Source organism: Bacillus sp. BSL6, from assembly GCF_052928345.1.
The window spans coordinates 59,478-74,114 of sequence record NZ_JAVGCW010000002.1; the positions used below are offsets into that span (position 1 = coordinate 59,478).

Consider the following 14,637-nt stretch of genomic DNA (forward strand, 5'->3'; position numbering starts at 1 on the left):
CCTATCATTTGCATTACTTTTGTTATTTCTATCTCTCATTATTTCTCTTTTTAACAAAGAGGAAGAATGTAACAAACATCAATATTCCACCAATTGCATAATAAATAATTGTCCCTATTCCACCAGTCTCTGGAATAACAAATTCACTCTTTTTATTTTCTATTCTTATTCTTTGTGAATCCATTCCAGATTTCACTTCTATTTCTACTGGTTCTCTCATCAACATATATCCTTTTGGTGCTTGTACTTCTTTTAATGTATATTTGCCAACTATTAATGGAATAGAAGTTGCCAAACCATCTTTATCGGTTGTTAATTTACATACTATGGTTCCATCTTTGCTAATCACCTCAAATACTGCGCCTTCCAACTTGAGATTTTCATCGTTCGCATCTACTTTTTCAATCTCAAATTTCCCTAATGCTGGCGGTACTACGAATACTTCATTTGACACGGATTTATTCTGATCAAACAGTAATTCCGCTTTATTTGGAATACCATTATTTGCATTGTATTTCGTTAGTATATCTGCATCTACATTATCATTTAATCTTGACTTAATATGCATTGTATACGATTGATTCGCAAGATAAGTATAATTTCCGTCCTGCTTCGGCAACTCAATACTTACTTTCTTTAATTGTTCATCAATTTGCGGTATAACTTCTATTTCTTCTCCATCGCTGTTTACAAGTTTTACTTGTAGGATCGTTAAAATGTCTTCTAAGTCATCCTGCAATACTACTTTTTCGAGGTTCATAACATCATTACCAAAATTATAGTTTACATGCCATGTAAACTCTTCATCTATACTTTGTATTGTCGCCTTTTCCACTTCTTTCTCATCTGCATCCGAAACCATCTTTCTTACTTTAGGTTCCTTTGCCTCTACATTTGTTTTTACATTCGGTTTTTGTGGTGGCAAATCTTCATTATCTGGTGTTTTTCCCTCCACAACCGCTATGTTCTCAATTTCTTTCGTTTTTAATGCATCTTGCGTAACTTTCACGCTAAAAGTTATAATTCTTTCTTCTGTATCAAGCACGTCACCAAAGTTTACTTTAATCGTATTATCCTCATACGATCCCTCATCTTCGTCAACTGCATCTGTCAGGAAATTCCCATTCAATTTCATACTCCCAGCTATATACTCTATACCTTCAGGAAGTTTATCCATTAGACGCATGTCTTTAATAAGCCCATTTTCCAATTTATTTCGAGCTTTAATTTGATACTCAAATTCATCATTAACATGAAATTTTTCTTGTTTTATACCAATAATCTCTTTTTTCGACTCTAGTTGTCCAGACAACGGATCAACCGGCGTTTCAACTTCTGGCTTCTCCTTATCTTTCGAACTATCAGTCTCAACTATTGCTATATTTTTTATTTTCTTATTCGCCATCTCCGGTTTTACAACAACTTCAAACGTGATTGCTTTCTCTTCCTCACCTTTAAGATCGCCGAAATGAGCATAAATCGTTCCATCTTTTAAATGTGCATAATCTTCATCTTCAACATCCGTTTGTTCCTTCCCGTTTATCTTTAACGTATTTGGAACATACTCTACTCCTTCAGGAAGATTATCCGTAATTTTAACTGCCTTTAAGATGGAATCTGGCACACTATTTTTAGCATGAATTGTATATTCTAGTTTGTCGCCAACTTTCAGCGTACCACCGTTTATATCTTTAGCTAGTTTAGTAGCTACTAACTTCCCGGGTTTCTCTTCTCGTTCGGGTAATACTTTAACTACTACTTTATTAGAATCGTTAGCTTCAACCTGACTTCCTGTTAACTCATCAACCCCTTGAACAACAGCGATATTAGGGACTTCTGTTTCTACCTTCTCTCCCCCTAATTTTGCTTTAAATTCAATTGTTGTCTCAGGTGTTTTATCCGTATAGATTCCACCTTTTGTAGCATTTGCTCCTTCACCAATTCTTATTGTTAACTTTCTTGTCTTTGCATCATAGTCAACTTGTTCTGTTTCATTTCCAGCATTCGGACCAGAAATGATTTTCACCGAATTTGGTACAAATTCTAGACGCGAATCTAAAACATCTTCAATTTTTGTATCAACAGAACTCGAATTCGGTTCAATGTTTTTCACCCTTAAACGGTATGTAACTTCATCACCTGGCTCATACTTTTCTTTTGCATCTACTACTTCCTTATCGATGACAAGCTCTGGCGCTGTTGCATTTACTGCAAAAGCTAATGTGTTTAATACGTAGTCATCACCAGCTGTCGCAGCTTTTAAGCGTATTTCCTTTTGCGCTGGTTTAATATATCCTGCTGGTAACTTGATTAAATCTGCATCAACTCCCAAATTATTTTTATAATCTGGGTTAAATGTACCCGGATACTTATCTCGCATATGTTCTTCATATTCAGAAATAGTGGAATTGAATATATTACCAGTTGGATTGAGCTTATCATTAATTTCTTTCCAAGCATTATCTGTGTGAACAAACAGTTTATCACCTTGCCAATATCTATCACCTTGGACAGCGAAAACAGAAACTTTCGGATCTAAATCTCCAGTTTTTGAAGCAATAAAGTTTTTCACTGTGAATTCTTTTTCACCTGATCCAGTAGCTCTTTTCAATCCACCATCATAAACAGTAAATGCTTTTCTTGTTTTTGACTTATCTTTCGTAATAACTAACATGTACCAACCAGCAAATGAATAATATCCATAATTATAGGCAAGTTTTGTATTTGGATAAGGAATATTTGCTACAGTATAGCTTCCTCCTTTTGAATTAGAGGACTGTAAAAGCTTTGTAACATCTGCATAGTTAGAATAATAAGTACCATCAATACCAAAACCATAAAGTAAACCACTTCCGTAATACGTATTACTTGGTTTTACTTGAAAGCTCTTGCCTGTTGGAGTAGTAAACTTAATTGGTGATACATACTGTTGTTGCGTTAATTCATAACGTGTTGAACTCCAATATAATCCAGCCCATTCAATTTCAGCATCTTCTGGAACGGGAATGTATGCCTTAGATGAATTTGTAGTTGTTGGATCATCATCTACATCAATGAGTTCACGGGTATAACCATTCGGTGCTGTCGCATAGGTATACGTTATATCCGAATACAATGCTGTTTTCTTCTGATCTTCAGTGGCTTTAATACCTAAATTTACATTCCCGGTAGAGTACATATCACCTTTATGAATAGATTGATAAGTCGGTGCATCAAATCCTTCTGCATCTGTAACTGCTGCTTGTGCCGTATTAATTGGACTTAAAAACTGCAACTGAGATAATAGCAAGAATAAACTCATAACAACTACAAATACATTTAATATTTTTTTATTTTCTTTCCTCCTACTGTGCAAAGAGGTCACCTCCTTCAATAAAATTCATTAACATATTATATAAATATATCTTATACGTATTATTCTAATATAAATCACATATTTTGTTAACAAAATATGTGATTTATCCCTATTTTAAACATTCATATATAAAGATTTTTATCTCTAGTGATAATAAAATTTCGAACATCAATATAGAAACCATCTTACTTCATTCAAGTGACAATAAAAAAACGAAATATTAATAAGAAGCATGACTTCTTTTCTATTTATTACATGCTAAACTATATGAAAAGGAGGATTGTATATGAAAAATACTTCACAAAAAACGAGTCATTATTATGCAGTTATTTTCACTTCTCATTTATCAAATGATACGACAGATTATAGTGTCGCCGCTGACAAAATGGAAGAACTTGCAAAGCAGCAACCTGGATTTCTAGGCGTAGAAAGTGCACGAGATCATTCAGGACTCGGAATCACAATTTCTTATTGGAAATCACTTGAAGCAATTGAAAATTGGAAACAGAACGTCTTACATAAAGAAGCGAAAAAAAGAGGTCGTGAGCAATGGTATGAACACTTCCACCTACGTATCTGCCTTGTTGAGAAAGAATTTAAGTTTCATAGAGGTACTTTGTAGATATGAAGAAAAAATTAGCTCTCATTGCTGTTCATGAAATATATGGTGTGAACGATCATATGCATCACGTTACCCATCACTTCACTTCATCTCATATAGATGTATTCTGTCCTAATCTGCTACAATCGCAACATGCATTTCCTTATAGTGATGAAGAAAAAGCATATCATTTTTTTATGAATCATATTGGATTTGAAGATGGAAAACAGCAAATTGAAACATTCATTACTTCTCTTTCTAGTAGTTACACACATATTGGACTTATCGGCTTTAGTGTTGGTGCTACCATCTCATGGCTATGTAGTAACAATCCGAAAATAGATTTTATTATCGGATGTTACGGTTCTCGTATACGTGACTATGTTCACATAAAGCCTACATGCGCTACATTACTTATATTCCCTGAAAAAGAAGCTAGTTTTTCAGTATCCTCTTTCATTCAATCGTTGCAGCAACAAAAAAATCCTTTATTAGAAATAAAAGAACTACATGGTGAACATGGGTTTCTGAATCCGTACACTAAAAAATATAACGAGTACTCAACAAAGCAAGCATATAATTTAATAGATGCATTTCTTGTAAAAAACACTTTTATAAAGGAAATCTAAATGACGCTTACATTATTCTTACTTATTTTCATGCTCATTGCCTTTTTCTTAGCGCTAACTATTATTTTAGCAACTGTAAAAAAGGGGGAGTTTTCCAAACGCCCCTACTTACAATCTATTATCGTTTGCATTTTATTTTTTACAAATTGGATTTTATATTTATCAACTTTTTATGCGTTACTTCCTGAAAAGATTAGCGAGTTCCTATTCCTGCCCATTTGGTTTTTCCTTTGTATTTTAGGTTTTATCACTTTTTGGCGCGAATGGAGAAACAATCGTGTGTTCTCGATATGTATCGGTTTTCTTTCCTTTATTAGTTTTTTATTTGGTTTATTGTTGTTAGTTCTTTCGGGGATGTGACTGTTATAAGGGGGATAAAAATCCTCTTTATAACAGTCTTTTTCGTTCCATAACGAAAGGAATTATTAAATAAAGAGCGTAAGCAATCACCATCCAAATGGTAAATGACATGATTTGCTGTGAGGTTAATTGTGAGAATATATTAGAAGAATGATACAAGATGTAAGAATCTAAAGTTAAACCAATCGCTGTGCCACATATACCTAACTTAATAACTGCATATTTCGAGGTATCCAGTTTTTGATATAACCACATTACAAAATATAAAGCTATAGCTGTCCCTAATTCAAGCAACGCCATTTGTAGAAAAAATCTATTTGAAGTGTATTCTAATAAAACAGAAGAACCGAAAATAATGAAGAACGCTGAGGCAAAAAACCAAACGCCGATAGAAAATAAAATAGTGAGCCAAAGTTTATTATTCACTACCATTACCTCCCTTTTGTAGCTCTATGAACTTTTCCAATAACAGGTACAAATCACCATATACTTTGTCGCTAGAAAAAGATGGATTGAATAAGGCTTGCAATGCCAAACCGTCAATTAATGCATTACATAAAACGCTCCACGTTTCAATTGAAATTTGAGATGTCATATTATCTCCTACTATTTCATTTAACACCCTTGCTAGTTCTTGATTTTCATACTGTAACAGTTCACCAATTTTATCTTTCATCGCATCATTTTGCAATCCACTAGCCACTAATTGAAAAAACAAATGATGATACATTGAATCTTTCACGCATCTACTTTCAGCAGACTGTAAAGCCTTTTCTAACTGTACATCCTTTCCTATTTGTTGCCACGACGCTTTACAAAACGATTCAGTTACTTCAAGTAATAATTGATCTTTCGTTTTAAAATGATAATATACGGTACCTTGTGTAACTTGAGCACTCTCTGCAACTGCTTTTAATGTCAACTTTTCCATCCCATGCTCTGCAATAATTTCTTTTGCTGCTTGTAGTAACTTCTCTTTATTAACAACATTCGGTTTTGCCATTTCTATGCCTCCTTTTAAGTCAGTTGAATAACTAACTTAAATTATACAGAAAAGTCAGATAAAACAAAAGGAAGAAAAGCCAACTTTCAACTTTTCTTCCTTTTATGTTTACCTTTAGATTTCACTGTCACTGATTCACAAGGTGTGTAATAAATTTGAGGTGTCGCCCTATCAACAAACATCACAAACGTAATAAAGCCGATAATAAAGAAAATAAACAACGTTAATAAAATTGCTCCTATCGTTAAAAGGATCATAACACCACCCCTATATTTTTCATGTTATTACACTTTTCGCTATTATATGAGCGTAATCCTTTTTAGAAAAAGAAACGTAACAAAATAATCACAATCACACCAGTTAATACTGTACCTAATAAACTACGAGTATATATCGCTACAAGAAATGTTGGAATTGCTGCAATCAAGTAATCCCACTGCATCGTGTCATGCATAAATAAAACTTGCGATAAAAGTGCTGCTAATATCGCGATTGGTATGTAATTTAACCATTTTAAACCCCATTCTGGAATTTGTAGTTTACTAAATACGAGTAGAGGTAAAATACGTGGTACGAGTGTGACAGCACCTGCTGCTAATAAAAGTAATAATATGTCTAATCTCATTTCCATTTTTCAATCACCACTCCAATCGTCGCAGCTAGTAAGGTTGCGATAATAACCGCTATACTATCTGGCATAAATAAGTGTGAAACGTACGCAATTATAATCGCTATAATGGCAACAGTAAGATGAATAGCTAGTTTTGGTTTACTACTTATGAGCTGAAGTACAAATAATCCGATAAACATCGCTGGTAATGCATAATCCATCCCGTATGTATGCGGATCTGGTATCCATTCACCAAATAGCCCGCCAATAATGGTAGCAAGAATCCAATTTAAATAAGCTGTGACGTTAAGCCCAATCATCCATCTTTCACCTAAATATCCTTTTTGCGCTGCGTGCTGCACTGCAACGCCGAAAGTTTCATCTGTAATTTGCGAACCGATGATTAAGTTTTTAAATAGAGGAATTTTTGTAAAATACGGTGCAAGTGCTGCACTCATTAATAAATGACGTAAATTAACAAAAAATACGGTAAAAATAATTGCGGAAGCAGGAGCACCTGCTGCATACATACCAGCTAATATAAATTGGGCAGAACCTGCATAAATTAAAGTAGACATAAACGCAATTTCAATGATGGAGAAACCCGCTGTTTTTGCAATTACACCAGCTGCTATACCGATGCTTAAATAACCAAATACAGTTGGTAAACAATCTTTTACTCCTTGCTGAAATGTATCATCGCTCTGCAAAGCCACATGTGCCTCAGCTTTACTCATCCTTATCATCCTCCATTCCTTCCAGAGTTCGTTTTCCTGTTACGACATGAACTAAATCTATATTTTCACGCCACAACGTATCTAACTTATCAGCTCCAAATTCCTTCGTGATTTCTTCGACCATAATATCGTGACGCACATACTCTGTAGCAACGAGAACTAGTGCTGGGTCATACGTTGTAACAGCCCATGAAGTACTATCATTTGAGAAGTTCGCAATTAATACTTCTTTCCCATCACGTGCGATTACAGTTAAATGACCACCCATTCTCTTTTCAACAACGTGAGGCGTCATATAATTATGGTGAAACGTCGCGCCTATTTTCGTTTCTGGAGCGCCAAATAAAATTGAAAATATATGTACACCTTCCTCTTTCTTTTGATAAATGTATGGCTCAATTTCATGCACTTGATCTTCCCATACAGAAATCCATAACTCTTCCTTTGCTCTATTAATTATATTGCAAATTTCCTTCAAAACCCGATCATTTGAGCGAATATGCGAAATTACATCTATTTGTCGCTCTTGTTCTAAACTATTTAATTTCTCATCTAAAAATTCAAAGGACTTTTCAAAGTCTTTTCGCATTCGATTCATTAATTCGGTAGCTGGTACTGGTACATATTTAACTGGTTCAGAAGGTACAATATGTACTGCTCCTTTATCCATTAACTTACCGAGTACCTCGTAAATCATAGAACGAGGTACTCCTGTTTGTTTACTCACTTCATACCCAGTTACTGGGGAATGTTTTAGTAGTCCAATATACGCTTTACATTCGTACTGGGAAAAACCTAACTTTTGTAATTCTTTTATAATTTCATCCATCAGTAATCCCCCACATTCTATATAACTCTCATTTCAAAACGACGTATGTATATTAGTAGTTATTAGTATACCTACTAATATAAAAAAATCGACCTATAAAGTCAATTGATAATTCTGAAATTTAAACCAAAAATAAAAGAAACTCCCGCTAATGGAAGTCCTTTATCTCAATATTTCATTCGCTTCTTTTTCATAAATTTTATCAAATGAAGTCATAACGCGTTGTGATGCTGAAATCATTTTTTGATCTGTCATAAGATCAGCCATCTCTTTCGTCATATCTACATTTGAATTTTCTAGCATATGGTTTTTTACTAATCCTGTTCCGTTCGGTAAATCAGCAATGTTTCCTTCTGCTAGTGTAAAGCTTTTGTTTTCACGTTGCACGAGACGATTATTCGCTTCTGCATCTACTGTTTTCGTTTGCAGGCGAGCAATATTATTTTGTGTTACTTCATCATATAATGTACCATCTGCTTGTACAGCTACCTTTGCTCCTTCAGGAATACGAATACGTTCATTATTCTCTCCCATAACATAAGCACCTGAAGATGTTTGCAAGTAACGATCACTATTTATTGTAAAACTACCATCCCTCGTTAAGAATGTTTCATCGTTTTTAGATGTAACGAAAAATGATGTTGTACCGGCTGCACCGTCATCTAAAAAGAAATCTGTAGCACTATTTGTCATTTGTATATTTCCTTGTACTAAGTTCACATGCGTTGCGGCTGGCACTACAGCATAATCGACCGAACCGATATTTGTTACAGCCCCATCTCCGCGACGATATGTGTCTTGTACATCAAATACTTTAGAAGTCATATTTTCTGCTTTAAATCCTGTCGTTTGAGCATTTGCAACGTTATTTGAATGAACATTAATACGCTGCATGTAATTCATCATACCCATAGAACCTATATAAAGACCGTTCATACTCGTTTGAATAAGGCAGTTGCCTTATCCTTCACCTCTTTTCTATGATGTTTGCAACATTTGTTTCGCTAAATGTTCCGCTGTAGCGATATGTATGTTTTTCTTTACGTCTTGTCCGTCTGTCATTAATACAATAGGAGCTGATGATACTGCTGGAATTTTCAACAATTCACCACTACTTGCCGTTTCATCAAATTTCGTAAAGACGATACCATCAATATGAATATCCTTAAAGTTCGTAATGATTTCGATCATGTCTTTACTTTTCATCGAAGCTGATAACGTTAAACAAATATAATCTGGCTCTACTTGTCCCATCGTTTCAATCATTTCTTCCACTGTTTCTGACGCACGATAATTTTTTCCAGCTGTATCAATTAAAATATAATCGACGCGCGCTTCTTCTTTAAAGTACGTAAGCGCTCTTGTCATTGCAGCTTCATCACGTACAGCGATTACTTCAAATCCAATTGTCTTTACGTAATCTTGCAATTGCTGCACTGTTCCAATGCGAGAATGGTCTGTCGTAATAAAACCAACCGTTTTTTTCATACCGTGAAATTGCCATGCCATTTTCGCAAGTGTCGTCGTTTTTCCAACACCAGTGGGACCGATTAATGCAATTGTTTGTACTTCCTTTTCAAATACGTTTTCCGTATTGAAATGAGAGCTCATATCTTCCAATATATATTTGATCACTTCTTCTTCTGTAATCATCGTTGCATTCTCAAACTTCACTTTTAACTTTTCAGCATATGCATGAATGAAGTATTGTTCTACGTCGTTTTGCTCTAGCATACGAATTACTTTTTGAATAATAAATGGTACAGATTCTTGCTTTTCTTTCTTTACAACCACTTCTTCTTTCTTGACAGGAACGACTTTTTTCACAGCTTTTTGCTTTTTCGTTTCTTCCGTCTGTTTCACAACGACGATACCTTTTTCAAACAGCTTTAATAGTTTCTCTTTCTTTCTTGCCCATTCTTCACTATTTCCTGTTTGCATCGCCGCGTATGACATAGGAGTCGTCACGTTTTCTAAATTGTGTAGTACCGATTGAATTCCGTTCGCCTTCACAATTTGTTCTGAAGGCTCATTCACAACATCCATTAATTGCGCATGAAATTGAGCTGTGCCTTCGTTCACTTCTTCCTGTTTATCCTCTGGAAAAGCAACTAACATTTCATAATTCTTTTTCCAAAAAAACGGGATATTTCGTTTCACACTTTCATCGACAACGTAATAATAATCTGTACCATATTGGTCAAATAACTTTCGATACAATTCATTTTTCGAAGCTGCTTTTATTCGCATTAACGCTTCTTTCTTTTCTGTACTTTCCATTACTTCACCCCCTACTATTCAATATAGGCAATTTGATCTACAACAATTTCTGGTGCTAATTCGCTAATACAAAGTACTTGTGCTTCTACTTGATAACGCTCAAGAAGTCTTACAATCGCAAATCTGAAATCTTTTCTACGCGTTAATAATACTGGTTCTCTTCCCATTAACCTCGCTTGTTTCAATACGCGTTGTACTTGCTCAACAACTCGCGTTTCTAAATCTAAATCCCAGTTTAATAAATAACCTTGATAAGAATTGTTCACAACATCTGCGTCTAACTCAATTGAATCTGAGAAGAGCGCCGCATATATTTTACCGTCAGGATTTTTCGCATTTTCACAAATCACTTTTGAAATACATTCACGGACGAATGATGTTACACCGTCAACATGATTTTGATAAATTTCTTTTCCGTCAATAATACCTTCGATAATGGTTGGTAAATCACGAATAGAAATACCTTCTTTTAGCAATTGTTTAATAACATTTTGAACGAGTGATAAATCAATTTCTTTCTTCTTAATCTCTTCTAATAAAACGCCGTTATCATTTTCAAGGGAGTTAATTAAGTCTTTCACATGTTGACGCTGAATTAACTCATGAAGATTACGTCTAACGACAACATCTAAATGCGTAATTAATATGCTAAGTGGCTCTAACACTTGATAGCCTTTCAATTGTGCATCTTGTACCATATGCTCTAAAATCCAATATCCATCTTCACCAAAAATCGGATCTTTCGCTGGTTCTGCATCTAAATCGGCCATTACATTCGGTGTTTTCAGTGCTAATAAGTAACCTGATTTCAAAACACCTTCAGCTGCCTTCGCACCTTTAATGCGAATAATGTAACGTCCGCGTGGTCTAAAACTCGTATTATCTTTAAAGTTAATTCCAGGAACGTTAATACCAAGGTCGGTAATAATCGACTTCCTCATAAGAACAACTTTATCACGAGCTGTTTCCCCGTTAATTTTCTGCTTTACAAGTGCTGCTAAATCTAAACCGAGTTCTACAATAATTGGATATTTATCTGTAAATACGCCAAATGAATCTTCCACTTGTTGCAGTTGCTCATCTTCACCTTGAATCATTTCTATTTCTTTTTGAAGCTCGTCTTCTTTTTCTTTCTTTATTCGGTTTTTATTACGAATTCCTAAGAAGATAATTGTTCCACCAACGAGCGCGAATGGTAGAAATGGTAGCGGAGTGAAAATACCCATTGCGATAAATAAACCACCAAGTGCATATACAACGACTTCATGCGCTAATAACTCTTTAAAGATACCTTCCGTTACCGTATCCGGTGAACCGTCAAATACACGCGTTACGATAATACCTGTTGAAATCGCAAGCATTAACGAACCAATTTGGTTTACAATTCCGTCGCCGACAGTTAGCTGCGTGTAATGAAGAGCCGCTTCACCAAAGCTCATGCCCTGCTGCATCATACCAACAATTAAACCGAAAATAATATTTACGAATAAAATGACAATCCCGAAAATAACGTCCCCTTTAATGAACTTTCCGGCACCATCCATCGCTCCGTAAAACTCTGTTTCCATATTTAATTTTTTTCGTTTTGCCTGTGCATCTTTTTCTGTAATAATGCGCTGATTTAAATCCGCATCGATAGACATTTGTTTCCCAGGTAAAGAATCAAGTGTAAAACGAGCTGCAACTTCAGCTGTACGTGATGCACCGTTTGCAACGATAAACTGGAATATGATTAATACTGTAAAAATAACGATACCAATTAATAAGTTCCCGCCAATTACGAACTGGCCGAACTCTTCAATAACATGTCCGGCATTTCCGTCTGTCAAAATCGCTCGCGTCGTCGATACGTTAATCGATACACGGAAAATCCCGATTAATAACAACATCGTCGGAAATGACTTTAATTCATCCCACTCGTTAATACTTGTCGCTCGCATATAAATAAGCACTGACATACTTAGTAGAAAAACGATAATGATATCAAGTATAAATGGTGGAAGTGGAATTAAGAGCGCCACTACGAATGACGCTGCTAAAAAGATAGAAAAATAGGTTCTTGCAGAATCTATCTTAAACAAAGAGATCTCCTCCAAACGCGCTATTATACTTCAAGTTCATTCGTTTGAATTAAATAGCGCATAACTTCAATTACAGCTACGTATAAATCTTCTGGAATCGCCTCATCTTCCTCGACTTGATAATATAAAGAACGAGCAAGTGGACGGTTTTCCACCATTGGTATTTCTTGTTCACGGGCAAGCGTTCGTATATATAATGCGAGTTCATCTTCCCCTTTTGCAACGACAATTGGTGCTGCATCAACGTGTTTATTGTATCTGAGTACGACTGAAATATGAGTCGGATTGTTTACAATAAACGTTGCGCCATCCATCTTCTTCGCAATTGTTCCTTGCAATATGGCATGCATAAAGTTTTTTCGTTTCCCTTTTACTTGCGGGTCCCCTTCATTATCTTTATGCTCTTGTTTTACTTCTTCTTTTTTCATCTTAATATCTTGTTCGTACTCCCACTTTTGATATATAAAATCGATAATAGAAAGAACAATTAATATAATTAAAATAGCTAAAAAGATAAATTTAATTTGCCTGATAATTTCAGTAAGTGACGCAGTCCAGTTAAATCCAATCATACTAACGATTTTCTCTAAATTCTTTTTAAAAAGAACGTAAGCGACGTAACCGATTAATCCCATATAAAACAATGATTTCAAAATATCTACTAAACTTTTACGACTAAACAATCTCGTAAAATAGTTTTTCGGATTAATACGTGACGCTTTTGGCTTAATGACTTTAGAAGAAAATAAGAAACCAACTTGAATCATATAATTGAATAAATGAAAAGCGTATACGAGTATTAATATCGGAGCTGATACTTTCAGAAGTAATATACCCATTAAATAAAAATACTCAGTCGAATCTGTATTTTTTCCAATTTGATCAAACAGCACCGCTACGGAATTCGCAATCTCAAACCCTAGCCAATCTCCGAAAAAGTAAACGACAACTGCTAATACAAGAATGGAAAATAAATTATTTAAATCTTTACTCCGGGCGATATTCCCTTCTTCACGCGATTTCTTACGCTTCTGCGGGGTGGCCTTTTCTGTTTTATTATCCTTTGCCATGCGCGTCCCCCTACTTCGTTAAGAAAAAGTTAAATAGTTTCGTATATTCCTCAAGCAATACATCCGTCATATTTTTAAACACATAACCGAGCATCGGTACACTCATCGCAATAAACAAAATGCCACACGTAATTTTAATAACATACGCATTCATAAAAACGTTTAATTGCGGAGCGTTTTTTGCGATTAAAATTAAAACAAAGTTAATGATGAACAAACTTCCCATGAGCGGAAGAGCAATTTCAACCGCTGATGTGATCGCAAATAATAACGTTGCGAGTAGACTATCTAAAAAACTAGTCGTCAGCAATTTTGAAATCGCCTCTGTATATTGAAACGACTTTAAAATCGTGGCAACGAAATAATTAATGCCGCCAAGTGAAATAAAAATAATAAGAAAAAATATATCAAAAATGGTTGATAGTAAAGTAGACTGTGAGCCTGCATTTACATCAAACAAACTTGCTTGTGATAAACCGATATCAAAGTCTAAAATATGCCCGGCCATTTTTGGAATGTTCCACAGCATTTCTACAATTTTTGAGAGAGATAATCCAATTACAATTTGTGTTGCTGCATAAGCTGCAACGTCCCAAACTGTCTTTATATGAGAGATATCCACTTGATCAGCAACTGTAACCGAAAGACCGAGCCCGAATGTAACCTTCGCCATCGCTGGAATGGATCGACCAGAGAAAAACGGTAAAAAATATAAAAATGAAGTAATGCGGCAAAACGCAAAAAACGTCGCCGCCCATAATTCCATATTCATTTCAGTTCCCCTATCTTAGTACGAACGCAATAGCGATGGAATTTTATCAAATAAATCTAAAATAAGCGTCGTTAACTCTTGAAACATCCACGGACCTAAAATGATAATAACGAGTACAATACTCGCCATTTTCGGTAAAAACGTCAGCGTTTGCTCTTGAATTTGCATCATCGCCATAATGACAGCGATGATAATAACGACAATCATACTAACGCCGGCAACCGGCATTAAAATCATAACCCCTTTATAAAAAAAGGTTTGAAAAATATCTATAATTGGTGACGTATTCATTTATATGACTCCTATCACA

General features: G+C 35.0%; 16 protein-coding genes. 3 read left to right on the plus strand and 13 right to left on the minus strand.

Annotated elements, in window-relative coordinates; translation table 11 throughout:
* Nucleotides 1–28 precede the first annotated feature (28 nt).
* Nucleotides 29–3,355 carry an isopeptide-forming domain-containing fimbrial protein gene (locus RCJ96_RS06445; RefSeq protein ID WP_416504157.1) on the minus strand — a complete coding sequence of 1,109 codons (3,327 nt, stop codon included), beginning with the start codon at nucleotides 3,353–3,355 and terminating at the stop codon, nucleotides 29–31.
* A 286-nt stretch (nucleotides 3,356–3,641) separates the two neighbouring features.
* On the opposite strand from RCJ96_RS06445, the gene RCJ96_RS06450 reads away from it, so the two are divergent.
* The 3 genes from RCJ96_RS06450 to RCJ96_RS06460 are packed head-to-tail and all read left to right on the plus strand — an operon-like array spanning nucleotide 3,642 to nucleotide 4,945.
* Nucleotides 3,642–3,977, plus strand: a complete 336-nt coding sequence (locus RCJ96_RS06450; protein ID WP_074610687.1) for an antibiotic biosynthesis monooxygenase family protein — start codon at nucleotides 3,642–3,644, stop codon at nucleotides 3,975–3,977.
* Nucleotides 3,978–3,979: 2 nt separating this feature from the next.
* The gene (locus tag RCJ96_RS06455) at nucleotides 3,980–4,585 is read left to right on the plus strand and encodes a dienelactone hydrolase family protein (RefSeq protein ID WP_416504158.1); all 606 of its coding nucleotides are present in this window, start codon (nucleotides 3,980–3,982) and stop codon (nucleotides 4,583–4,585) included.
* Nucleotides 4,586–4,945 carry a hypothetical protein gene (locus RCJ96_RS06460; protein WP_416504159.1) on the plus strand — a complete coding sequence of 120 codons (360 nt, stop codon included), beginning with the start codon at nucleotides 4,586–4,588 and terminating at the stop codon, nucleotides 4,943–4,945. It abuts the gene before it with no gap.
* 27 nt (nucleotides 4,946–4,972) lie between these two features.
* Here RCJ96_RS06460 and RCJ96_RS06465 read toward each other — a convergent pair whose 3' ends face one another.
* The 12 genes from RCJ96_RS06465 to RCJ96_RS06520 all read right to left on the minus strand — a co-directional run bounded on the left by RCJ96_RS06465 (nucleotide 4,973) and on the right by RCJ96_RS06520 (nucleotide 14,618).
* The gene (locus tag RCJ96_RS06465) at nucleotides 4,973–5,371 is read right to left on the minus strand and encodes a DUF5367 family protein (RefSeq protein ID WP_042874825.1); all 399 of its coding nucleotides are present in this window, start codon (nucleotides 5,369–5,371) and stop codon (nucleotides 4,973–4,975) included.
* The gene (locus RCJ96_RS06470; RefSeq protein WP_074610698.1) at nucleotides 5,364–5,948 is read right to left on the minus strand and encodes a TetR/AcrR family transcriptional regulator; all 585 of its coding nucleotides are present in this window, start codon (nucleotides 5,946–5,948) and stop codon (nucleotides 5,364–5,366) included. The genes RCJ96_RS06465 and RCJ96_RS06470 overlap by 8 nt, the downstream gene beginning before the upstream one ends.
* 86 nt (nucleotides 5,949–6,034) lie before the next feature.
* Nucleotides 6,035–6,205 (minus strand): DUF3951 domain-containing protein, encoded by a 171-nt coding sequence (locus RCJ96_RS06475; RefSeq protein WP_416504160.1) that lies wholly within the window; start codon nucleotides 6,203–6,205, stop codon nucleotides 6,035–6,037.
* A gap of 62 nt (nucleotides 6,206–6,267) precedes the next feature.
* Entirely contained in the window at nucleotides 6,268–6,579 is a 312-nt protein-coding gene (locus tag RCJ96_RS06480; protein ID WP_416504161.1) for an AzlD domain-containing protein, read from the minus strand.
* Nucleotides 6,570–7,295 carry an AzlC family ABC transporter permease gene (locus RCJ96_RS06485; RefSeq protein WP_274431165.1) on the minus strand — a complete coding sequence of 242 codons (726 nt, stop codon included), beginning with the start codon at nucleotides 7,293–7,295 and terminating at the stop codon, nucleotides 6,570–6,572. Before RCJ96_RS06485 ends, RCJ96_RS06480 begins: the two co-directional genes overlap by 10 nt.
* Nucleotides 7,288–8,124 (minus strand): TrmB family transcriptional regulator, encoded by an 837-nt coding sequence (locus RCJ96_RS06490; protein ID WP_416504162.1) that lies wholly within the window; start codon nucleotides 8,122–8,124, stop codon nucleotides 7,288–7,290. The genes RCJ96_RS06485 and RCJ96_RS06490 overlap by 8 nt, the downstream gene beginning before the upstream one ends.
* A gap of 162 nt (nucleotides 8,125–8,286) precedes the next feature.
* A complete protein-coding gene (locus RCJ96_RS06495) occupies nucleotides 8,287–9,060 on the minus strand; it encodes a flagellar basal-body rod protein FlgG (RefSeq protein ID WP_074610707.1) in 774 nt (257 codons plus the stop codon).
* A gap of 42 nt (nucleotides 9,061–9,102) precedes the next feature.
* Nucleotides 9,103–10,404, minus strand: coding sequence for a flagellar biosynthesis protein FlhF (gene flhF, locus RCJ96_RS06500; protein ID WP_416504163.1), 1,302 nt, complete (start codon nucleotides 10,402–10,404; stop codon nucleotides 9,103–9,105).
* 14 nt (nucleotides 10,405–10,418) lie between these two features.
* Nucleotides 10,419–12,485 (minus strand): flagellar biosynthesis protein FlhA, encoded by a 2,067-nt coding sequence (gene flhA / locus RCJ96_RS06505; protein ID WP_416504164.1) that lies wholly within the window; start codon nucleotides 12,483–12,485, stop codon nucleotides 10,419–10,421.
* A 23-nt stretch (nucleotides 12,486–12,508) separates the two neighbouring features.
* Nucleotides 12,509–13,555 (minus strand): flagellar type III secretion system protein FlhB, encoded by a 1,047-nt coding sequence (gene flhB, locus RCJ96_RS06510; RefSeq protein ID WP_074610713.1) that lies wholly within the window; start codon nucleotides 13,553–13,555, stop codon nucleotides 12,509–12,511.
* Between the two features lie 10 nt (nucleotides 13,556–13,565).
* Nucleotides 13,566–14,327, minus strand: a complete 762-nt coding sequence (locus RCJ96_RS06515; protein WP_062922204.1) for a flagellar biosynthetic protein FliR — start codon at nucleotides 14,325–14,327, stop codon at nucleotides 13,566–13,568.
* Between the two features lie 15 nt (nucleotides 14,328–14,342).
* Nucleotides 14,343–14,618: a flagellar biosynthetic protein FliQ gene (locus tag RCJ96_RS06520; protein ID WP_001098085.1), complete on the minus strand. Its 276-nt coding sequence runs from the start codon at nucleotides 14,616–14,618 to the stop codon at nucleotides 14,343–14,345.
* Between the last annotated feature and the right edge of the window lie 19 nt (nucleotides 14,619–14,637).